This is a genomic window from Nocardia amamiensis, from assembly GCF_015477605.1.
In the GTDB taxonomy this organism is placed as follows: domain Bacteria; phylum Actinomycetota; class Actinomycetes; order Mycobacteriales; family Mycobacteriaceae; genus Nocardia; species Nocardia amamiensis_A.
Window position 1 is genome coordinate 1 of sequence record NZ_JADLQX010000038.1, and the last position, 20,667, is coordinate 20,667.

The window sequence follows — 20,667 nt, forward strand, 5'->3', positions numbered from 1 at the left end:
CCCCACACCAGCGATCGTAAACGGTCACAGTGCGTAGCCGCCCAGACAACCGAACCCGTCCACCCACCGGCACGGTTAATGTGCCCGGCCCGCCACGCACACCAACCCCTTGGAATCATTCATCTAGAGGTCGATGACCAGGGAGTCGCCCGCCGCTCGGGACACGCAGGCGAGCATGTGATCGCCGCGTTCGGCGCCGGGCAGGATGTGGTCCCGGTGATCGATCTGCCCGGCCAGCACGCCGATCTTGCAGGTGCCGCAGAAACCCTGCTGGCAGGAGTAGACCGCTCCGGGAACCGCGCGCCGGATCGCGGTGAGCGCGGTTTCGTCGGCACCGACCCGGATGGTGCGGCCGGTGCGGGCCAGGATGAGATCGAATTCCCGGCCGTCGATGACCGGCGGCGCGGAGAAGCGCTCGGTGTGCAGCGACCCGGTCGGATTGATCGCGAACATGCTGCGCTGGGCAGCGGCCAGTACCGGCGGCGGACCGCACACGTACACGGCCGCACCCGGTTCCGCTCGCTTCAGCAGTTCCGCGATATCCGGCACGCCGCATTCGTCGTCGGGACGAATCTCGGCGACCGGCAGTTCATCGACAAACGGCATCGAATCCCGCGTCCGTCCCAGATACACCAGGTGGCCGCGTGCCCCGGCCGCCTGCACCATCGGCAGGATCGGTGTGATGCCGATGCCGCCCGCGATGAACAGGTATGACGGGGCATCCACGAATGGGAACGCATTGCGTGGCCCGCGCGCCCGCAACAATTCGCCGGGCCGCACGGCGTAATGCATCTCGATCGACCCCCCACCGCCATCGATGATGCGCCGCACCGCGATTCGATAGCGGAACGGGTCGTTCGGATCGCCGCACAGCGAATACTGTCGCTGCTTGCCGGACGGGAGGAACACATCGAGATGCGCTCCCGGCCGCCACTGCGGCAGCGGCCCGCCATCCGCCCGGCGCAGCGTGAAGCTGATCACGTCGACTGCCTCCGCGTGCACTCGGTCGACCACCAGATCGAGATCGAATCCGTAATGCCGCACCGGTTTCGATCTCGACAGCAGCGGCGCGGCCGGACCGGAGACGAAGACGTGCTTATAAGCATCGATCACCGTGCCGAGCATGCGCAGGCTCGGCGGCGGCGTGAATTCCGCTGCGACCATGACGTTTCCCATCAGTGCTCGGCCGCCCGGGCGGCGGGCGAGTGCGCGAGATACCGCAGCGCGGTATCCATCGAACCCAGCTGCGATGGATGAAAGCTCGGCCGGAGATATCTCGGCATCTCGGTGAAAAACACTGTCCAACTCGGGATCACACCGCGCCGGGTCGCGCTGACGAACTGCCGGATCCACGACCGGCCCTTGTGCTCCGACGGATCCCTCTTGTACAAGTACGCCGTCGACACGATGAACAGCGGCAGCAGTGTAGCGGTGGCCAGGATCGCGGTACGCGCCCGGCGCGCGTAACTCCCGTCGACGTACTGGAACGCGTCGAACACGACGCTGCGATGCTCGACCTCTTCCGCGCCGTGCCAGCGGACCAGGTCCAGCATGGCCGGATGCATGCCCTGTTCCGCCAGGATGTTCGCGTTCAGCAGCCATTCGCCGATCACCGCGGTGAAATGTTCCATGCCGGCGAACAGGCCGAGGCGCTCCTTCAGCCATTCCTCGCCGGCACGGCCGGTGAGCCCGTGGCCGCCGAGGATGCGGTCGACCAGCCAGGCGACCTTCGACACGTAGGAATCGACATCCAGGCCGATCGACTGCAGATGCTTGCGCGCGCCCTCGTGACTGCTGGCATGCATGGACTCCTGGCCGATGAAACCCTGCACCTCCTCCCGCAGCCGCTCGTCGTCGATATGCGGGAGGGCCTCCGCCAGACACTGCGCCATGGCGCGCTCGCCCTCGGGCAGCACCAGATGCATCACGTTGACGATGTGGGTCGCCAGCACCTCGCCGGGGATGTAGTGCATCGGAACCGAGGCGAAGTCGAACCGGACGTCGCGGGCATTGATCGCGTGCGCCTCGTCGCGGTAGGGGCGCTCCGTCGTAGCAGCTTTCTCAGCCATGGAACGGACAGTACACCGCAACAAATTCTATTGCAATGTGTCCGCAACATTTGATTGCCATATGTTGCAGAGCCCTCGAAAACTGCTACGCTTCGAGGCGTGATAGCCGAGCCGACCAGCCCCGTCAGCCCGAAAAGCGAGGACGACAGCATCGAATCGCGGATCCTCGACGCGGCCCTGGTCCAGTTCGAGAAGGTCGGCGTCAAGAAGACGACCATCGAGGATGTCGCCCGTCAGGCGGGCGTCGATCGCGTCACCGTCTACCGGCGCGTCGGCTCACGCGACGACCTGGTGCGAGCAGTGGTCAGCCGCGAGGTCGGCGCCGTCCTCGCCGAAGTGGCGCAGATCCCCGACCGGCACGACAACATCGCCGACCTGGTCGCCGACATCTTCGTCACCGTCCTCACTCGGTGGCGCAACCACTCGCTGGTCCACCGGATGCTGACGATCGAGCCCGACCGCATGATCACCAAGCTCACCACCGAGGGCGCGACGACATTCGCGATGTCCGTGGCGACCGCGGCTGCCGCCCTCGAACGCGCTGTCGAGCGCGAGTTGCTCCCCGAGACACCGGACGTGATGGCCCGCGCGGAAGTCGTCTGCCGCGTCGTCCACTCCCTGATCCTCGCCCCGGACGGCGGCATGCGGCTCGACTCCGACTCGGAGATGGACGATTTCGCGCGAAAGTACCTTCTGCCGATCATCGTCTGCTGAAGCAGTCGGCCCAGCTCGCGTTGTCCCGACCCGCTACGGGACTGCCTTCGTTGAAGCAGATTCCCGCGGCAGTAGCCGGCGACCCGGGCCGGACAGAATGACCCACCTCGGCGGAGGCGGGTAATCCGGCCGAGGCGGTGGGGCGACTCATGTCGTTGTCTGCACGACCGGAGGCCAGTCCTGGGGCTCCACATTTCCCGGCTGATGGGACAGCAAGGTTTCATCCCAATCGAACGTCGGCGGTGGCGGACCCCACTGACGTGGGTTTCGGAAAGATACCGGGTCGGTGCCGAACTCGGTCCTACCGAACGTTGCCCTGTCTCGGAATGCCACTCCCGTGAAGTTGGTGGAGCTGGAGAAACTCGCTCGTGAGAACTCTACTGAGCCGGAGAACGTCGTCGCCGAGAAGTCCGCCTCGCCGGAGAACGCCGCCATAGAGAAGTCGGCCTCGCCGGAGAACCTCGCCCCTTGGAACTCCGCCCTGCCCGAGAACCTCGCCGACAGAAACCGCGCCTCGCCGCAGAAGCTCGCCTGTGAGAACTCCGCTGTGATGGCGAAACTCGCGAACCCGAAGTCTGCCGAGCTGGAGAATGTCGCCTTCGGGAAAATTCCTGAGCCGTCGAACTTCGCCTTCGAGAAGTCCGCATCGCCGGAGAATGTCGTCGCCGAGAAGTCGGCCGGGCCGGAGAACCTCGCCACCTCGAAGTTCGCCGGGCCGAAAACCGTCTCAGTGAACCTCACTATTCCGGAGAACTTCGCTCCCCCGAACAGCGCCTCGCCGGTGAACGTCGCTTTCGTGAAGCTTGCCTCGCCGGTGAATCTCGCCAACACGAAGAGCGCCATGCCGGTGAAGGTCGCCTGCGTGAAGTCCGCCGCGATGTCGAACCTCGCCTGCCTGAACCAGGTATCGCCGGAGAAGGTCGCTCCCGGGAACGACGCGGTACTGGTGAACTTCGACTCCCGGAAGTTCGCGGTACCGGAAAACGTTGCCCCCTCGAACACCGACCAGCCTATCGTCGCGCCCAAGAACGACACGTCGCCGGAGAACGTTGTCTCCTCGAACCACGCCGCGCCGGAGAACGTCGCTCCCGCGAACTCTGTCGTACCGGAGAACCTCGCCTGGTCGAACCGGGCGGTGCCGCGGAATTGAGCTCCGTAGAAGTTGGCGGATTCCAGCTGAGCGGTGCGGAAGTCGAAGTCGTTTGTTGTCCAGTCGTATTCGGCATCGGGACGCAGATGGTCGGCGATCACGCGGACGATGGTTTTCCGGACTTCGCGGTCGTTCTGCCGGTATTCGGTGTGCTCCTCCTGCTCGACATCGGCTGCCCCACTGCTGGTGCGCTGCACCACCGTTTTCGTCACCAGCTTGGCGCGGCCGCTGCCGCCGTGCGTGGCGTCGTAGGGAAGTCGCAGATACCCGCACAGGACGTCGATGCACTGCTGGCGGTTGAGTCCGCTCGATTCGTCGGCGACACCGGCCATCGCGTATACCCCGGCCATGCGGATCGCGACATCGGCCGAGCCCAGCTGCGCCGCGGCCGCGCCGAAGCGTTCGGTGAAGCGGTTCTGCTCCAGGTCGCGTTGACGGCGGTAGGCCACCACCAGCGCTACCGCGCCACCGACCCCACCCACGATGGTCAACGCCAGCTTCGTGATGTCGATCGGGGCTGCCGCGTTCTTATTGGTGGCGATCACCTGTGACAGCACCCACTGCGCGATCGCCGCGATACCGACGCCGACGACCAGCGCCAGCGCGACCGAGGTGAACAGCGGGACCCTGCCGACGCGCCGACCGAGACCCACCATCGAACGTTTCGTCTGCGTACCCGCCGCACGCACCCACCCGAACACTGCTCGATTGTGAGCCGTTCAGCTGCGCGAGGCGACCCGAACGGACGATCCAAGCCCGTTGGCCTGCAGACCTGTGGGCGCCTACGCCGCCACAGCGAACTGGACGCCACAACCTGATCCAGCACCCCTGGCTCCGAAGCGTTCCCCGCGTATCACTGGAACTCTTCCAGCAGCAACACGCCGAGCAGTCCAATTCAAAGTGACTGTCGCCCAGGCATTTACGTACGCCTACGATAGTTTTCGGCAGTCGGACGCCGGCATACGACGAACTTCGTATACCACTCTTGACGCAACCTGATCTCCGGGAACCGTTGGTGCACAATGCTGGAATGGAGGCTGTGCCAGGGGGAGACGCCAAACGCATCCACGATCTCGCGCTGCAGATCATCACCGAGAAGGAGCCGGTCCGGGTCTGGCCGCTGCTGATGGAACGATTGACCGCCGATCTCCCATGCGACTTGGCGGTTCTCATCGACCTGAACTGGCGGGCAGGAACCGGCCATGCGCTCACCGGATCGCCGGACTGGCTACACGAGGCACCGCTCGACGCACTGATCCATGCGCATATGCGTTCTCATCCTTTGCTGCGGCATTACGCGCAGACGCAGGACAATACTCCGCTGACGATGGATGAGGTGGCCGACGACCGCTGGTGGAAGGGCGAGGCATACCGGGCGGGAAAGGATGCCATCGGTATCGACCGGCAACTGGCGTTGCCATTGAGCTCCGAACCCGGCCGAATCCGCGGCGTCATCATGAGCCGCAGCGGTCACGGATTCAGCGACCGCGATCTCGAGTACGCCGTGCTCGCCCGTTCGCTGCTCGACAAAGTCGAAGCGCACGAGGCGGCAGCTTTCGCCCACCACACGACGCTCGCCGATCCGGCGGAGTACAAGATCACTCCCCGGGAGTCGGCGGTGCTGGCGCTGCTGTGCGAAGGTCTTACCGCTCACGCCATCGGCACCCGGCTCGGGATCAAAGCGGCGACGGCCACGAAACATACCGAGAACCTCTACCGCAAGCTCGGTGTGCACGACCGCATCGCGGCACTGCGAAAGGCGCAGTCCCTCAACCTCATTCCTCCACCCTCCGGACAGTAGACGGCCATGTCGTGCCGCCGTCCGCGCGCGGGCGCCCGCGCCGTCACGGCGGACCGGGTCGATCATGGTTGTCGGTGCTGCATGTTAGCTTGCGCGGCATGACAGACAGGCGCAGCACGGGGTCGCGTTGACGCGGCGGGTCATCGAGTCGGTGCAGCGGGATCCCGGCCGGTCGATGTTCGAGCCCGTCGCGTGGGTCGGCCACACACCGTGGGGGGAGGGAGAGCCCCGGCCGATGCCGGAGGACGCGTTGGCGGGGGTGATGTTCCCGTCGGGGCGCCCGCTGTCGCCGAGTCTGCGAGAGTGGCTGGCGTTCGACGCGGGCCTGTTCGAGCGCTACGGATGGTTCGCCTCGGACGGCGGCTTCGCGCCCCGCCCGCTGGACCGGCTGGTCGACGACGAGCTGGGGCAGCCGTGGGGCGGGACGTATGAGCCGCTGGCCGAGCGGTTCCCGGAATGCTTCCTGCTACCGGGCGGGTCGGACTCCCGGCGCGTGCTGGCGGTGGGTGAGCCCGACTCGGAGGGTGAGTACCCGGTGCTGGCCCTCGACGTCGACGACATGCCGTACGCGGGGCTGATGTACCCGGGCTTCGACGTCTACGCGGCTGAGGCGGCGGGGTTGGTCCACTGCGAGTTCGAGACCTACACGGACCTGGCCGGGGACCCGGTTTACGGGCGGCGCATGCGCGAGCACGCCGTGCGCAGTTTCGCGGGCCAGTTGTGCGCGGAGTACCCCTTCTGATCCGTGTCGCCTATCCACGACACCAAACGCGCCACCGGCCCGTGCGAATGGCATCCGGCTCGGTCCCCGCCAAAACCGCTGCGGAGGAATAGCATGTGCGCTCCGCCTACATCGTGAGGGACGACGCCGAGATCCGCCCGTTCCCCCGCTCCGCGACCCATGGAATCAGGCTGTGAGCGGCATCCGCATCGCCACAGTGGTCCCGCTGTCCCCGGTAGTCACATTCACCTCGGGAATCACCGCGCGGATGATCGCGAGCCCGCGGCCGCGCACGGACGTCGCCTGCGGGTCGGGCGGCTTCCAGCGACCGTGATCGGCGACCGCGACGTTCAGCTCCGCGCCGGTGCACGAGGCGCGCAGGCGCACGGTGCCGCCGTCGCCGCGATGTCCGTGCTCGACCGCGTTCGCGCACGCCTCCCCGACCGCGAGCAGCACGTCGTAGATCCGGTCGGCGTCGATGCCGCATCGCTCCAGCCAGTCCTGAAAGGTGTGCCGGACTTTGGCCAAACGATCGGCGGTGGCCGGAAACTCCAGCTCCAACGGTCTGGGCGGCGTTCGAAGCCGAAGTGAGCGGAACGTGGTCACCTCGCTGCCTCCCTGCAACGTCGATATCGATTGCTCTCTAGCTCGTAGCAATACCCATTCGTTCACCGCGCAAGCCCGATCGAACGCGATCAGGCGCCCGATAGTGGTGTCCGTCTCCGTATTTCGGCGCGGCGATTAGGCCGGTCACAATCGGGTAGGTTGACTTCGGAGAACGCTTACAGCCTTGTCGCGCCCCGGCGTGACGAGGCTCGATGCTGCAGAGGTGGGAAAGTGACGAATTGCGAGCTGGGGTGTCAGCTGTGAGCGGCGCGGGCGCGTCCAAGGTTCTCGACCTACAGGTGCGCGAGCGCGGCGAGGTCGTCGTCGTCATTGTGCACGGCGAGGTCGACATGGCTTCGGCGCCGCAGCTTGGCGCCGCCTTGGAAGAGGCTCAGCGGGGCGGAAAGCCGCTGGTCGTCGACATGTCGGAGGTCGACTTCCTCGGCTCGGCGGGACTGAGCGTGCTGCTCGTCGCTTCCGAAGCGCAGCAGGCACGACTGCGCGTCGTTGCCTCCGACGCGGTGCGCCGCCCGATCGAACTCACCGCGCTCGATGAGCTGCTTTCGGTGTTCCCCTCGCTGGACGCCGCGCTCGCAGCGGACGGGAGCAGCACCGCGAGCTGATCGCGCCCAATGGGCGCTGGTCGGCCGAGGTCCGTCCGAAGCGCCGCGCATGACCGGGGTGCAGGCGGAGGAACGCCTAACGCTGCCGTGGCAACCGTACGACCTGCACGAAGAACTCGTCGATCTGCTTGATCGCGGCGACGAACTGGTCGAGATCCACCGGCTTGGTCACGTACGCATTGGCGTGCAGTTTGTAGCTGCGCAGAATGTCCTCCTCGGCCGCCGAGGTGGTCAGCACGACGACCGGGATGTGCGTCAGCTCCGGATCGGCCTTGATCTTCTCCAGCACCTGCCTGCCGTCGTACTTCGGCAGGTTCAGGTCTAGCAGGATCAGATCGGGTCTCGGCGCGTTCGCGAACGGCCCCTGCCGGTACAGGAAGTCGAGCGCCTCCTGCCCGTCGTGCGCGACGTGCAGTGTGTTGCCGATCTTGTTGTCCTCGAACGCCTCCCGCGTCATCAACTCGTCGCCTGGATCGTCCTCGACGAGCAGGATGTCGACCGGCTGGCCGGGAATGGTCATACGCTGCTGGCTCCTTCGGTGCGTGAGCTGGACTCCGTGCTCGCGGATTCGACGGGTTGGAGGGTGAAACAGAGACGGGTGCCGTCGCGGTGGTCTGTATCGATCCAGATTCTGCCGCCGTGATATTCGACGATCTTCTTGCAGAGAGCCAATCCGATTCCCGTGCCGGTGTATTCGTCGCGGCCGTGCAGACGCTGGAAGATGACGAACACCTTCTCGGCGAACTCCGGTGCGATGCCGATGCCGTTGTCGGTCACCGAGAACTGCCAGCCCCCGGGCTCTTCCGTGGCGCGCTCGCAGTCGATGCGCACGACCGGACAGACGTCGGGCTTACGGAACTTGACGGCGTTGCCGATCAGGTTCTGCCACAACATCGCCAGCAGGGTCGGCTCGCCGAGGATCTCGGGCAGTTCGTCCGGCAGTTCGATGGTGGCGCCGCTGTCCTCGATCGCTGACGACAGGTTGGTGAGTGCCGCGTGCAACGGCTGGTCGAGCCGGGTCGGCTCGATCCCCTCGCTGATCCGGCCGACGCGGGAGAACGTCAGCAGGTCGTTGATGAGAACCTGCATGCGCTTGGCTCCGTCCACCGCGAAGTCGATGTATTGCTTGCCGCGTTCGTCCAGCTGCGAGCCATAGCGCTTCTCCAACAGCTGGCAGAACGAGGCGACCTTGCGCAGCGGCTCCTGCAAGTCGTGCGACGCGACGTAGGCGAACTGCTCCAGCTCCGCGTTCGAGCGGCGCAGCTCCTCGGCCTGGGAGTCGAGGTCGGCCTTCTGCTGCTCCAGCAGCGCCTGCTGCGCGCGGGAAGCACCGAGTTCGGCGACGATTCGGCGTCGCATGTCCTCCACCGACTCGGCGACCAGGGAGAGGTCGGCGGGACCGTGGGCGTCGATGCGATGGTCGAAATCGCCGTCGGCGACCCGTTTCGACGACTCGGTGAGGTGGCCGAGCGGGCGCGCGACCAACCGCCGGATCAGCACCGTCAACACGACGCCGGTCAGCAGGATGGTGGCGATCAAGCCGGAGAGCACCACGTTGCGCACCGTGCGGGCGCGCGCGAGTTCCTCGTTGCCCTGCACGACCTCGGCCGCGATGTTTTCGCGCTGCGCAGCGGAGGCGGCACGCACGCGATCGAAGACAGCTTTGCCGCGCAACGCCGCCGAGGTTTCGACCGGACGGCTGGTGTCCGCGGTCACGGTCGCGGCCAGCGGGTCGGCGTACTCGTCGCGCCACTGCTGCGCCGCCCGCTCCACCGCCTCGACATCGGCGATCCGGTCCGGCCGGTCGGCGAGCAGCTCGCGCAGCCGGGCCGCAGCGCGCTCTTGTTCCCGTTTGCCTTCGTCGTACGGCTCGAGGAACCGCGAGTCGGCGGCGATGGCGTAGCCGCGCAGTCCGGTCTCCTGGTTCACCAGCGCGCTTTCCAGGCGGTACGCCTCGGCTGCCGCGGGCATGGTCTGGCTCAGCAGCCGATCGGTGACCCGATTGGTGTGCGCGATGACCTGCCCGCCCGCGATCGCGCCGACAATCACCAGCAGGACCATCACGGCGAGCACGAGCTGGAACCACCCCTGTGCGGTCAGCCTGCCGACGGTTGTTCTCGTCATCGGTCCGGCCTCCCGTCCGCTCGCCAGCGCAGATATAAAATCGCCAGGTCATCGTCCAAACCGCCCGCGGCGCCGCCCAACTCCTCGACCCGGCGGATCAGCTCGTCGACGAACAGTTCGGTCCGTTCGGCGGGAACCGTGCCCGCCAGTTCGAGCAGGCCCTCTTCACCGAGCCGCTGCGCACCCGCGCCGACGCGGCCCTCGAAGAGGCCGTCGGTGAACAGCATCAAGCCCGCGTCGCCCGGGAGATCGATCTCGTGACTCGGCCATTGGGCGCGCCCGGGCAGGAATCCGAGCGCGGGTCCGCCCGGTACCTCGAGCCAGTGCAACTCGTCGCCGCGCCGGCGCAGCATGCCGGGGTGCCCGGCGCGCCAGACGCGCACCCGGCGCGTCCGCGGGTCGAGCACCAGGCTGGTCGCGGTCGCGAAGGTCTGCCGATCGGTCCGCTCGGCGAGCAGCACCTGCTCCAGCAGACGCAACTGCCGCATGCCGGTGGCACCGCTGAGAACCAGTGTGCGCCAAGCTAATCGCAACGCGACGCCGGTGGCGGCGGCGTCGGGTCCATGCCCGGACACGTCCCCGATGACGGCGTGCACGACGCCGTCCTCGCCCTGGACCACATCGTAGAAATCGCCGCCGAGCAGCGAATGCGCGCGACCCGGGCGGTACCGCGAAACCACGTCGACGGTCGGGTCCGGTCCGAGCAGCGGTGTCGGCAGCAAGCCACGCTCCAACCGCGCGTTCTCCTGCGCCCGCATCTGGCTGGCCTGAAGTGCGGCGCTGGTGCGTTCGGCGTGTTTGCGCTGTATCGCGTAACGCACCGCGCGTACGAACACTTCCGGTTCGACCCTGCCCTTCACCAGGTAGTCCTGCGCACCGGAGGCGACCGCCTCGAGGCCGGTTCGCTCTTGGTCGAGGCCGGTCATCACCACGACGGCGACCCGATCGTTGTACGCGCGGATCCGGTTCAGCGCCTCCAAGCCCTGCGCGTCGGAGAGGTGCAGATCGAGCAGCACGCAGTCGGGAACCGAGACGCGCAGCCGCTCGCCCGCCTCGGCCAGCGTCCGCACCCACTCCAGGCGCAGCCCCTGCGCGACGTCGGCGACGAGCTCCTCGACCAGCAACGCATCGCCGGGGTCGTCCTCGACCAACAGCATCGTCGGTTCCCGGTCCAGCCCCCCCGAATCGACAGCAACATCAGCATCGTGGGTGCGCAACAACACCACGGCCTCCGATCACGACAAACTGGCGTCACCCAGAAGGCACGCCGACATACTCAGCGGCCGGTTGCTGGACCGAGAGGCAGCAGTGATCGTATCCGATCTTGTGTGCGTGTCGCGCACTCGCCTGCAAACCGGTCAACGACAACACCGTCGTAGCCCTTTCCCAGCAGGAACCCCTCCCCGCTGGAGCGCTCCGACGCCCGCCCCTCGCCGGTCCCCGGGTCACCCATGTGGGAATCACCGAGTCGGTAGTATCGGGGCCTGCCTGCGCACTATCCTCGACTGGTTGCAAGCCTGCGGAATTTGCTCTTCGATGGCAGGATCCAGTCAGGCCCAGAACTGTTTCATCAGGTCACCGTAGAGTTCTGTGACGAAGGCCAGGTGTTCCGTCATCAAGACCGCCGCAAGAACGCGCACCACTTCAGCCACGCCGGGCTGCGGTGCGGAGTTTGCAGAATCGGCTATTCGACGGTCATCTCCCCCATTTCAGACCAGTCGGTGGCATCGATGGTCTGACTGATAATGCGCGGGGTCTGCGCCAGGGCCGCGGGAAGTTCGGCCATTGCGGCCTTGAAGTGGGGGCTGCCGACGTGTGCACTGCCGGCGGCCTCGTCTCGGAATGCCTCCACCAGGACAAATTCGGTCGGGTCGTCGACACTGCGAGACCAGTCGAACCAGAGGTTGCCCTCCTCGGCTCGGGTAGCGGCGGTGAACGGGCCGACGACGTCGAGCCATTCGTCCGCCATTTCGGGCTTGGTCTTGAATTTGACGACGATGAAGATCATCACGCGCCTCCTACGGCTGGCCGGGCTGCCGCGACACAGGCCGACTCCCACTGGTGTCGGCCTGTGATCGTCGCGCACATCCCATTGTCGGACGGTCAGTAGATGTTGGAGGGGCGAACGAGGCCTCCAGCCAGATCACCGAATCCTTGTGCGACGATCGCGCCCGGATTCACATGCATCAGGGACTTCGAACTGCACGGCATTGTGACTATCGAACCACACCGACAGATCGATGCAGGCCATCTCTGAGCCATGGAGCGCTGCAGCGATTGTCCCACCGGCGACACGCGTCAACCAATCCCTCCGAACCAACACGGCAACACCGCGGTTCGTCAGTTACGCCCTTCGACACCAACCACCTATTGTCTCTGTACTGTGGTTATCAAGGCGACGTCGGGCCTCTATTCGTATGATCGAACACAGAAGCGACCGTTGTGGATGTGGGTCTTGCCAGGGGTCGCTGTGCTGCTACTTGCTTGCGTCGGTCAAGCGGGGGTGTCCTCGGCGCAGAACCTGGACGCGATCCGAGAAATCGCGGCTCCTCCCACCTATGCCGGAACCGTGGACAACAGCGCCGACTGTAAGCGGCAGTACCAGACCCGCGGCTTCGAACCGGAACCTGCTGGTGCCGAGCGCTATCCGTTGTTCCTCTACTTCGTCGGCACCAATATCGGCAAAGATGCCGAAACCGACCGCCGCGAGAACGCGCCGGCAGCGAACGCCGTGACCGAGTCGATGGCCCGCCGCGGCTTCGTCGCGCTCACGGTCGAGTACGACAACAGCCTGCTGGCATTGTTCAGCGATCACGGCAATCAAACCCGCTGCCTGTTCGCGAAGCAGGAGCCCCGCAGCCTGCTCAACGTCGCCTGCGCGCTCGGTAATGTCGACTGCGAGTCGGGTATTGCGGCCTGGGGCCACAGCCAGGGCGGCGCTGTCGCCCACCTTGCTCCGAATCACGATCCACGGGTGCGCGCTGTATGGGCTACTGGCTACGGAGGCGACGTGTGGTCGGTACTGCCGAAGAACCGCCTGCGCGTTCTCGCCGGCGAGAAAGAGGACAACGGCAAGGCCGGCGTGCTCAACAAGGCCGCCGGTTTCACCCTGGCCGAATGCCCTGACGATGGCCGCAGTCAATGCCTGCGCGGCGACGGCAGTGGCTGGGTGATCGTACCGAAATCCGACGTCGAGACCAGTGCCGATCACTGCTGGTTCTACCGGCGCTCATGCTCGGACTACGAGGGCTTTCTCGAGCCGAGTTGGATCGATCGGAAGTCGACAAAGCCCTATGCGATCGAGTCCAACGCCGACTGGCTGGCCCGAACCGCGCGCACGCCATTGTGAAATTGCGGTCGGTCCTCGCCCACCGGCACGGTGGGCATGGATGACGACCGCGGCGCTCGGATTCGGTGCCAGACTGCTGGTGGCCGCCGCGGGCGCCGGTCAGTCGCCGTCGTGCCCGGCGAGCTGCCGCCCGAACAGCGTGGCCGCGTCGACGATGCCGCCCAATGGTCCTTCATACTTCCAGGCGTTCTCGAAGACTTCGTCGGGCTCGACGGCCTCGGTGAGCGGGAGCGCGTGTCGCAGCATGATCTGCTCATCCATCACGACGAGCCCGCCGATAGTGCCCGTGCTGCCGACCTTGTTGAGCACGGCCAGGAGATCCACCTTGTCGGCCCTGGCGAACGGCCTGTCGATCTGGATCCAGTCCTCGCCCGCCCGCCTGATCACCACGTCCGGGGCATCCCAGTCCTCTTCGGCGTCCTCGATCTCGAGGCTGATCTTGTCGGGCTTAATGCACGCCGTAGCTGTTCTCGGAAATGCGCTCGACCAGAGCGTCCCACTCGCAGCTGTTTCCACGCGTTTTCCTCCCCAGGCCGCGAGCTTTTCCGGATACAAAGTGTAACAGGATCCGCTGCGGCGGAAGGGAATACGTCCAATCTATACGCTGCTGCACGACCGGCTGGCCGCCGCCTGCGTTTCCTGGCTGCGAGCATGGTCTAGGAGTGCCCCCGGCTATCACGTCCGGAGATGACCGACGTGCCGCTGGATCGCCGGCCTGTGATGGCCCGTGTGCGAGTTCGCCGCCTCGCCTGCCCGAGATTATTGTGCTGCAACGAATTTTGACGAGCAGGTGCCCGGCGCTCTCGAACGCTGCAAGCGATGCACCACGCGCCTGACCACACAGCTCGTCCGGGAACTGGCAAGACGAGCTGTCCAACCGTTCTTGCGTTCCGAAACCCGCAAGCAGGCCGACACATACTCCCGCGCCCGCCCTCGCGGCTCGGTCCGAGTGAACCGCTCTCCGATCCGCGACATCAACGAATCCTCGGTAACAGCGCTATCCAACACCACGCGACAGGACTGCAGCAACGAGTCACGCGAGTGCAGTTGCAGTAAAAGCTGGGCGGTAGAGAGCAGGTACCGGGCGCCGGTCCGCTCAGCGCTGGCGCCAGCTCAGCGGACCCGGCAGGTCCACACTGTTCTTCTTGCTTCTGGAGTTCCACGACCACGGGCCGATCTTGATACTCCACGAGGACAGACCCGACTGTGTGAAGTTGAGTTTCAGCGGCCCAAAGGATTTGCGCTGACGATATCTGATGGGCATGAGAAACCTCCCTGACTCACCCCAGGATAGCCGATCAGGGTTATCCCTAAGGGCGTCGCCGGTCAGAAGTGACCGAACACCGAACCACCGGCTTACGGATTGGAGCTCTCCGTAATAGCGGGGGAACCTCAAGTCGCGGACGGGGCCATCCCCCCGCGTGTGCGGGGCCGACTCACTGATCCATTGCTGGCGTTGCGTTCACCTGGTGGGTGGATGGACGGTGGTAATGCCGGTGAAGAACAGGTCGATGCCGCTGAGGAATTGTTCGGTATCTGGACTGGCGGGCTGGTGTGCTACGGGACGTAAACGATGCGGTCGTCGGTTTGGGCGTTCCACGTCTCGCTGACCTGAGCGAGGGGCACGGGACGGGCCCGCACGTCGATCGCGTCGGTGTGCACCGCGACGGCGAGTTCGGGCAGCTCCGCGAGGAAGTCGCGGGCCGGTACCGAGCCGATTCCGCTGCCGCAGATCTGCAGCCGCGACGCGCGCAGCAGCGAGGAGTCGACGGGAATCGTCTGACCGGCGACGGATCCGATCTGGATCCAGTCCAGCGGAGCGCTGCGGTCGCGGCGGGCGGTGATCATCGCGGTCATCGCTCGGGTGGACGGTTCTCCCCACACGTAGTCGATGACGATGTCGACGTCGGCGGCGCGGTCGGCCCGCTCGAAGGTCACCGTTTCGTCCGCGCCGAGGTCGTGCAGCGCGGCGAGCCGGGAAGCGTTGCGTCCGGCGGCGATCACGTATGCGGCACCGAACCGTTTGGCGATCTGCACCGCCATCCGGCCGGCGCTGCCGGTGGCGCCGAGGACGAGGACGCGTTGCCCCTCCCGGAACGCGATGCGGCGGCGCAGCGCGACCCAGGACGACATTGCCGGGTTCATCGCGGCGGCGATGCGCACCGGGTCGGCGTCGTCCGGCAGTAGCACGCTGCGGCGGAGGTCGATCACCGTCTGTTCGGCGAGCGTGCCCAGGTCGCTGTCGTCCAGCGCCGCGTACCTGAGATTTCCGTGCTGGTCGCGTACGACGGCGTCGACGCCGGGAACGAACGGGACCGTGCCGGTGCTGCTGTAGTGCGTGCCGTTCGCCCGAGCCCTGACCAGTTGGTGCAAACCTGCCGCGAGAACGTCCACGACCATCTCGTTCTCCCCCTGGGCGACCGGGGCGGGGTACTCGCTGTACCGCGGCGGAGCGTCGAAGCTAGTGACAACAGCGGCGTGCATGGCAACTCCTCGCATTTGATTGGTATTACAAACTATGTTGATTTTGGTTTGTAATACAAACCATGTCAAGTAGAATCTCGGCATGGGATCCGACGACGCGCTCGAGGACGCTCTCGTCCGAACGTCATTCCGGGTGATGGCCCTGCTCACCCGCATCGGTTCGGAGCACGATCTGTCCCTCACCCAACTGCGGCTGCTCGGTCTGCTACGCGACCGCCGACCGCGCATGACCGATCTGGCGGCGTTCCTGGGGCTGGACAAGTCCACGATGTCCGGCCTCGTCGAACGGGCAGAACGCCGAGGCCTCGTAGCACGAGGCAAGTCGCCGCAGGATCGCCGGGTGGTCGACGTGTTCATCACTCCGATGGGCAGCGAACTCGCGCGACGGGTGCAGGAGGAGATCCGTGCGGCCCTCGCGCCCTATACCGACCGTCTAGCTGCGGACGACCGCCAGGTGCTCACACAACTGCTCGACTCCCTTTCGGGAACGCCAACGGGGGACGACGGGAAAGAAGGGTCGACGAACGCACTGTGAGCCAAGATCAACGCACCGACCCCGATACGGGAACGTCGAGCAGGCACCACCGGCGATCACGGGCCAGGATCGGTGATCGGTGACGGGCCGACCTCGGAAATAGGCAATAGCTTGTGCGCCACCTCATCTGGCACAAGACAGCGGACCTAGTGTCGGGAGCGGGAGAGACCGCCGGAGTCCGGTTGGGCAGCTCCAGCACGGGAATCGCGATCCCTCAGACGTCATACGTACCGGCGATGACCAGGCGTTTTGCAGTTGCCCATGTTTTGCGTGTCCTGCCGCGGGCACTAACCTACGGCAAACCGGACCAGAATCGTCACGCCACCGCTATCCGCCGATGACCAGCAGTTTTCGGTGTTGCAGCAGGTTGGCGTACTGGTCTATATCCCCTCGCGACAGGATCACCCACGCCGCCTGACGATTCCGCCATCCAACCCGTGCACGCGAACGCCGCCCTATGGGACACAAAGAACCGCGACACGCGCGTTTGCTAGACAATAGCCATTGCTCTGGATTCGTCGGCGTGTCTTGTTGGCGACACGCCGCGACGGTCGGATGCGTGCATAGCTATCCCTGGGTTGCCACGTTGCTGACAAACGTGCTCCGCGGGGAGATTAGTGGCCGCGAGCCAAGTCGCTTCCAATGGCACACCGGAGCGCTCCGACGTCACGCAGCCGATTCAACGAGGTTCCCTGTGCGACCATCGAAGCCGATGCCGTCAGCCTGGCCCGCTCCCAGGCGCCACTACCGGAGGCCCGGCATGAGTGACAACACCGGACACTCGCATGACTGGACCGACGAGGAACTCGCCTACATCGACGAAGTCCAGCAACGACTCTCCGGCCCCCTCTCCGAACGCCAACTGGCCGTGCTGCGCCGATGGTGGCAAGGCGGCTACGCCACAGACCAATGAAAGACCGTGAGCCCAGCGTACCGCTCGAACAACCCCGCGCCCGGCACACCGAAGCACCCCATGGGAACGAACACCAGCAGTCGAACCAACCCTTCCACCATATGCCCCGACGCTCCAGGGCACGCCACACGGGACCGCGAACTCACCCCGCCGCAGCGTGATACAGCTCGCGATGCTCCGCCCACGGACGCTGCCGCTCCTCCGGACTCATCGCCAGCAACTCCCGCAACTTCCCCCACGCCACCTCATCGGTCGGCGTATACACCTGCATCCACGCATGCGGCACCGACGGCAACGACATACTCGTCAAAAACATCTCCAACTCCCCCACCGCCAGATTCCGCACCTGCTTCGTCCGGCTCACCGGAACCGCCACATCATTCAACGCCCACAACGACGCGAAACTCGCACTCTCCGAACACAACTCGGCGATGAACTCATCCCAGCCCGGATCCCCCAAATTCTTCGCATACGCCCCACGCAAATAGCCCACCATCCGACGCAGATCATCCCAATTGTGATGGTAGGTATTGCAGCATTCCGGCGTGAGGAAGACCCGGCGCGCCACATTCCGCTCCCCGAGCAGAAACCCCGGGCACAACGCCTCATACGACTTGTTGTGCGCCAGAACGTCATACCGCGCACTCAACACCACACCCGGCAACGGCTCCAGATGATCCAAAATCAGCTGCAACTCCTCCGGCAACGCCGTCCCCGCATGCGCCACCGGCACTGTCGGCACATCCGCCAACCGATACAAATGCGCCTTCTCCGCCGCATCCAACGACAACGTCCGAGCCACCGCATTCAACACCTGAACACTCACATTAATCTCGCGACCTTGTTCAAGCCATGTGTACCAGGTGATGCCGATCCCAGCCAGCTGTGCGACCTCTTCGCGACGAAGACCGGGAGTCCGCCTGCGCGGGCCCGGCGGGAGTCCCACGTCTTGCGGTGCGATCCGGGCACGCCGGGATTTCAGGAATGCTCCCAGTTCGGCGCGCCGGGCCTTGCGCACGGCCTGAACATCGGCCACTTCGGTCATCCTGTGATCTTCCCGTACCGAGCTAAAGGTATCCAGGTGCTGTCAGTACCAGTTTTGGTGGCCGCTCGCGGCGGCTGAGCGTGGGGTTCCGTCCGCCTTCGACTGCGGCGATCGGAGTTACCCCGCCGGTGGAGTGGGTAGCGCGAGAACATGGTGGCGACAATGTTCCGCGACCGGCGCGACGCGGGCCGAGTGCTGGCCGGGCTTCTCGACGAGTACCGTGGCGGGGACGACGTGGTCGTGCTGGCCCTCCCCCGCGGTGGCGTACCTGTCGCGTACGAGGTGGCCGTGCGCCTGGGCGCACCACTGGACGTCTTCGTGGTGCGCAAACTCGGCGTACCCGACTTCCCCGAACTCGCCATGGGGGCGATCGCCAGTGGCGGCGTCATCGTGACGAACGACGACGTGCTGCGCGCGGAACAGATCGATCCGCGCGATTTCCAGCGCGTCGCCGAGCAGGAGGGCCGGGAGCTACGCCGACGTGAGAAGGCCTATCGCGAGGGCCGCCCGGTGGCGGACGTCGCGGGCAAGACGGTGATCCTGGTGGACGACGGGATGGCCACGGGGGCGACGATGCGCGCCGTGCTGGAAGCCGTGCGGCAGCTGGATCCGGCACGGATCGTCGTGGCCGTTCCCGCCGCGCCCGCGTCCAGCTGTCAGGAGCTGAGCCATATCGTCGACCATGTGGTGTGCGCGACCACGCCCGCTCCGTTCTACGCGGTCGGTGCTGCGTACTGGGAGTTCGGCCAGACCAGCGACGACGAGGTCAAAGAGTTGCTGCGGAAAGCGGCAGCCGCGCCGGCAGAGGCGCACAACGAGGATCGGGCGTCGATCGCGCGCCGCACGCTGGTCCAGGCGCCGCACGGCATGCCTCCGGACGATGCGCTGTTCGAGTGGGTCGGCGACGCCCGCCTCGTGTTGCTCGGCGAAGCCTCGCACGGAACACACGAGTTCTACTCCGCCCGCGCGGAAATGACGAAGCGGCTGATCGAGGACAAAGGGTTCCAGGCGGTCGTGTTCGAAGCGGACTGGCCGGACGCCTACCGGGTCAACCGGTACGTGCTCGGCCGCGGTGACGACGGCTCCGCCGAGCAGGCTCTGCGTGGGTTCGAGCGTTTCCCGACCTGGATGTGGCGCAACACCGTGGTGTCGGATTTCGTCGACTGGCTACGCGAGCACAACGCGCGCATCGCCGCGCCACCGGAGCGGACCGGTTTCTACGGGATGGACCTCTACAGCCTGTATCGCTCCGCCGAGGACGTGATCCGCTACCTCGACAAGGTCGATGCCGACGCCGCGCGCCGGGCACGCGAACGCTACTCGTGCTTCGAGCAGCACGGCACCGAGGGGCAGGAATACGGGTACTCGGCCGCGTTCGGCTCGAGTTCGCCGTGCGAGCAGGAGGCGGTGGCCCAGTTGGCCGACCTCCAGCGGCACGCGACCGAGCATGCGAAACGAGACGGGCTGGTCGCCGAGGACGAACAGTTCTTCGCCGAGCAGAACGCCCGCCTGGTGCGTTCGGCGGAGGAGTATTACCGCACGATGTTCGGTGGCCGGGTCTCGTCGTGGAACCTGCGCGATCAGCACATGGTCGAGACGATCGAGGCGCTCGGCGACCATCTCGGCAGGCATCGCGGGGTACCCGCCAAAATGGTCGTCTGGGCGCACAATTCCCATCTCGGTGATGCCCGCGCTACGGAAGTCGCGTCGGTTGGCGAGTGGAATGTCGGGCAATTGCTCCGCGAGCGCTACCCCGACAAGTGCCGGATCCTCGGATTCACTACCCACACGGGTACGGTGACCGCGGCCGACGACTGGGGCGAGCCCGCCGACTGCAAACGAGTGCGTCCGGCACTGGACGGCAGCGTCGAGAAGTTCTTCCACGATCTTCGTGCGGGCGATTTCTGGACGAGTTTCGAGGATCCCGAACTGGTCCAGGCGCTGCGATCGGCGATGCTCGAGCGCGCCATCGGCGTCGTCTACCGGCCCCGGACCGAGCGGCGCAGCCATTACTTCCGGGCACGGATAGCCGACCAGTTCGATGCCGTGATCCACATCGATCGGACCACCGCGCTGGAACCGCTCGAACGCACCTCGCAGTGGGAGTCCGGCGAGCTACCCGAGACCTATCCGTACGCCGTCTGAGTGATCGATCTGGCGCGCAACGGTTCTCGTGCTACGGCCGACCTGCCCGGATGGCCGGCACCGAGCCGGCGTTGGCGGTCCCGTCGATGCGTCGGCCGAGCGGCATCTGTGGTTCCGGAGGACCTGGCTGGGGCGGAGCGAATCGCAGAATCCCCGAGAAACCCGGAAATCCACCGGGTATCGGGACTTGGATCTCGGGGAAACCGGGGATGCCACCCGATGACGGCTCCGCGCGGGCGGGCGCGGCCGCAGCGAGCGCTGCGACGGTAGCCAGGGCGAGGGCTCCGAAGGCTGCGCCCAAATGTCGTAGTGCGCGTTGCTCAGGCCGACCATCGACGCTCAATGCCATGATGCGGTCCTCCGATCTCCGTCGGCAGGCCCGATGCGA

General features: G+C 65.9%; 20 protein-coding genes and 1 pseudogene. 8 read left to right on the plus strand and 13 right to left on the minus strand.

Translation table 11 applies throughout. The annotated features are described in order from the left end of the window. Positions 1-123: 123 nt before the first annotated feature. Together IU459_RS32025 and IU459_RS32030 are read right to left on the minus strand one after the other, a co-directional pair. Positions 124-1,164, minus strand: a complete 1,041-nt coding sequence (locus IU459_RS32025) for a PDR/VanB family oxidoreductase (protein ID WP_195133325.1) — start codon at positions 1,162-1,164, stop codon at positions 124-126. Between the two features lie 11 nt (positions 1,165-1,175). Then, complete coding sequence (locus tag IU459_RS32030) at positions 1,176-2,069, minus strand: metal-dependent hydrolase (protein ID WP_195133326.1); 894 nt, start codon at positions 2,067-2,069, stop codon at positions 1,176-1,178. 99 nt (positions 2,070-2,168) lie between these two features. Here IU459_RS32030 and IU459_RS32035 point away from each other — a divergent pair, with 99 nt between their 5' ends. Further along, positions 2,169-2,783 (plus strand): TetR/AcrR family transcriptional regulator, encoded by a 615-nt coding sequence (locus IU459_RS32035; RefSeq protein ID WP_324199111.1) that lies wholly within the window; start codon positions 2,169-2,171, stop codon positions 2,781-2,783. A 147-nt stretch (positions 2,784-2,930) separates the two neighbouring features. On the opposite strand, the gene IU459_RS32040 is transcribed toward IU459_RS32035, so the two are convergent. Beyond that, the gene (locus tag IU459_RS32040) at positions 2,931-4,634 is read right to left on the minus strand and encodes a pentapeptide repeat-containing protein (protein ID WP_195133327.1); all 1,704 of its coding nucleotides are present in this window, start codon (positions 4,632-4,634) and stop codon (positions 2,931-2,933) included. 329 nt (positions 4,635-4,963) lie between these two features. Between IU459_RS32040 and IU459_RS32045 the strand changes: the two genes are divergently transcribed. After that, positions 4,964-5,734 (plus strand): helix-turn-helix transcriptional regulator, encoded by a 771-nt coding sequence (locus IU459_RS32045; RefSeq protein WP_195133328.1) that lies wholly within the window; start codon positions 4,964-4,966, stop codon positions 5,732-5,734. Positions 5,735-5,861: 127 nt separating this feature from the next. Continuing rightward, a complete protein-coding gene (locus tag IU459_RS32050) occupies positions 5,862-6,476 on the plus strand; it encodes a hypothetical protein (RefSeq protein ID WP_195133329.1) in 615 nt (204 codons plus the stop codon). A 165-nt stretch (positions 6,477-6,641) separates the two neighbouring features. Here IU459_RS32050 and IU459_RS32055 read toward each other — a convergent pair whose 3' ends face one another. Beyond that, entirely contained in the window at positions 6,642-7,061 is a 420-nt protein-coding gene (locus tag IU459_RS32055) for an ATP-binding protein (protein WP_195133330.1), read from the minus strand. Positions 7,062-7,321: 260 nt separating this feature from the next. Between IU459_RS32055 and IU459_RS32060 the strand changes: the two genes are divergently transcribed. Further along, complete coding sequence (locus IU459_RS32060; RefSeq protein ID WP_195133331.1) at positions 7,322-7,684, plus strand: STAS domain-containing protein; 363 nt, start codon at positions 7,322-7,324, stop codon at positions 7,682-7,684. A 76-nt stretch (positions 7,685-7,760) separates the two neighbouring features. Here the strand turns inward: IU459_RS32060 and IU459_RS32065 are convergent, their stop codons facing one another. The 4 genes from IU459_RS32065 to IU459_RS32080 form a co-directional block, all read right to left on the minus strand. Further along, complete coding sequence (locus IU459_RS32065; RefSeq protein ID WP_195133332.1) at positions 7,761-8,204, minus strand: response regulator; 444 nt, start codon at positions 8,202-8,204, stop codon at positions 7,761-7,763. Continuing rightward, positions 8,201-9,808 carry a sensor histidine kinase gene (locus IU459_RS32070; protein ID WP_195133333.1) on the minus strand — a complete coding sequence of 536 codons (1,608 nt, stop codon included), beginning with the start codon at positions 9,806-9,808 and terminating at the stop codon, positions 8,201-8,203. Before IU459_RS32070 ends, IU459_RS32065 begins: the two co-directional genes overlap by 4 nt. Next, entirely contained in the window at positions 9,805-10,965 is a 1,161-nt protein-coding gene (locus IU459_RS32075; RefSeq protein WP_195133334.1) for a PP2C family protein-serine/threonine phosphatase, read from the minus strand. The genes IU459_RS32070 and IU459_RS32075 overlap by 4 nt, the downstream gene beginning before the upstream one ends. Positions 10,966-11,492: 527 nt before the next feature. Next, on the minus strand, positions 11,493-11,816 hold the full coding sequence (locus IU459_RS32080) for a putative quinol monooxygenase (RefSeq protein ID WP_195133335.1): 324 nt from the start codon (positions 11,814-11,816) through the stop codon (positions 11,493-11,495). A 495-nt stretch (positions 11,817-12,311) separates the two neighbouring features. Here IU459_RS32080 and IU459_RS32085 point away from each other — a divergent pair, with 495 nt between their 5' ends. After that, positions 12,312-13,157, plus strand: coding sequence for an alpha/beta hydrolase family protein (locus IU459_RS32085; protein WP_195133336.1), 846 nt, complete (start codon positions 12,312-12,314; stop codon positions 13,155-13,157). 99 nt (positions 13,158-13,256) lie between these two features. Here the strand turns inward: IU459_RS32085 and IU459_RS32090 are convergent, their stop codons facing one another. The 4 genes and pseudogenes from IU459_RS32090 to IU459_RS32100 all read right to left on the minus strand — a co-directional run bounded on the left by IU459_RS32090 (position 13,257) and on the right by IU459_RS32100 (position 15,641). After that, positions 13,257-13,712, minus strand: a complete 456-nt coding sequence (locus tag IU459_RS32090) for a hypothetical protein (protein ID WP_195133337.1) — start codon at positions 13,710-13,712, stop codon at positions 13,257-13,259. A 315-nt stretch (positions 13,713-14,027) separates the two neighbouring features. Next, positions 14,028-14,168, minus strand: a pseudogene (locus IU459_RS40550) (IS701 family transposase); the annotation flags it as partial. An 85-nt stretch (positions 14,169-14,253) separates the two neighbouring features. Beyond that, complete coding sequence (locus IU459_RS32095; protein WP_083911812.1) at positions 14,254-14,421, minus strand: DUF4236 domain-containing protein; 168 nt, start codon at positions 14,419-14,421, stop codon at positions 14,254-14,256. Between the two features lie 293 nt (positions 14,422-14,714). Beyond that, positions 14,715-15,641 (minus strand): quinone oxidoreductase family protein, encoded by a 927-nt coding sequence (locus tag IU459_RS32100; RefSeq protein ID WP_195133338.1) that lies wholly within the window; start codon positions 15,639-15,641, stop codon positions 14,715-14,717. A gap of 82 nt (positions 15,642-15,723) precedes the next feature. Between IU459_RS32100 and IU459_RS32105 the strand changes: the two genes are divergently transcribed. Together IU459_RS32105 and IU459_RS32110 are read left to right on the plus strand one after the other, a co-directional pair. Then, positions 15,724-16,176 (plus strand): MarR family winged helix-turn-helix transcriptional regulator, encoded by a 453-nt coding sequence (locus IU459_RS32105; RefSeq protein WP_195133339.1) that lies wholly within the window; start codon positions 15,724-15,726, stop codon positions 16,174-16,176. 760 nt (positions 16,177-16,936) lie between these two features. Next, positions 16,937-17,089: a hypothetical protein gene (locus IU459_RS32110; RefSeq protein WP_195133340.1), complete on the plus strand. Its 153-nt coding sequence runs from the start codon at positions 16,937-16,939 to the stop codon at positions 17,087-17,089. 142 nt (positions 17,090-17,231) lie between these two features. Here the strand turns inward: IU459_RS32110 and IU459_RS32115 are convergent, their stop codons facing one another. After that, positions 17,232-18,134, minus strand: coding sequence for a helix-turn-helix transcriptional regulator (locus IU459_RS32115; RefSeq protein WP_195133341.1), 903 nt, complete (start codon positions 18,132-18,134; stop codon positions 17,232-17,234). Between the two features lie 150 nt (positions 18,135-18,284). Here IU459_RS32115 and IU459_RS32120 point away from each other — a divergent pair, with 150 nt between their 5' ends. Further along, complete coding sequence (locus IU459_RS32120) at positions 18,285-20,279, plus strand: erythromycin esterase family protein (RefSeq protein ID WP_195133342.1); 1,995 nt, start codon at positions 18,285-18,287, stop codon at positions 20,277-20,279. The last annotated feature ends 388 nt before the right edge of the window (positions 20,280-20,667 follow it).

Excerpts from the sequence above, each read along its gene's own strand:
- IU459_RS32025 (WP_195133325.1), bottom strand. The coding sequence starts at position 1,164 with ATGGTCGCAGCGGAATTCACGCCGCCGCCGAGCCTGCGCATGCTCGGC.
- IU459_RS32030 (WP_195133326.1), bottom strand. The coding sequence starts at position 2,069 with ATGGCTGAGAAAGCTGCTACGACGGAGCGCCCCTACCGCGACGAGGCG.
- IU459_RS32045 (WP_195133328.1), top strand. The coding sequence starts at position 4,964 with ATGGAGGCTGTGCCAGGGGGAGACGCCAAACGCATCCACGATCTCGCG.
- IU459_RS32065 (WP_195133332.1), bottom strand. The coding sequence starts at position 8,204 with ATGACCATTCCCGGCCAGCCGGTCGACATCCTGCTCGTCGAGGACGAT.
- IU459_RS32070 (WP_195133333.1), bottom strand. The coding sequence starts at position 9,808 with ATGACGAGAACAACCGTCGGCAGGCTGACCGCACAGGGGTGGTTCCAG.
- IU459_RS32075 (WP_195133334.1), bottom strand. The coding sequence starts at position 10,965 with ATGCTGTTGGTCGAGGACGACCCCGGCGATGCGTTGCTGGTCGAGGAG.
- IU459_RS32080 (WP_195133335.1), bottom strand. The coding sequence starts at position 11,816 with ATGATCTTCATCGTCGTCAAATTCAAGACCAAGCCCGAAATGGCGGAC.
- IU459_RS32095 (WP_083911812.1), bottom strand. The coding sequence starts at position 14,421 with ATGCCCATCAGATATCGTCAGCGCAAATCCTTTGGGCCGCTGAAACTC.
- IU459_RS32100 (WP_195133338.1), bottom strand. The coding sequence starts at position 15,641 with ATGCACGCCGCTGTTGTCACTAGCTTCGACGCTCCGCCGCGGTACAGC.
- IU459_RS32105 (WP_195133339.1), top strand. The coding sequence starts at position 15,724 with ATGGGATCCGACGACGCGCTCGAGGACGCTCTCGTCCGAACGTCATTC.
- IU459_RS32110 (WP_195133340.1), top strand. The coding sequence starts at position 16,937 with ATGAGTGACAACACCGGACACTCGCATGACTGGACCGACGAGGAACTC.
- IU459_RS32115 (WP_195133341.1), bottom strand. The coding sequence starts at position 18,134 with ATGACCGAAGTGGCCGATGTTCAGGCCGTGCGCAAGGCCCGGCGCGCC.
- IU459_RS32120 (WP_195133342.1), top strand. The coding sequence starts at position 18,285 with ATGGTGGCGACAATGTTCCGCGACCGGCGCGACGCGGGCCGAGTGCTG.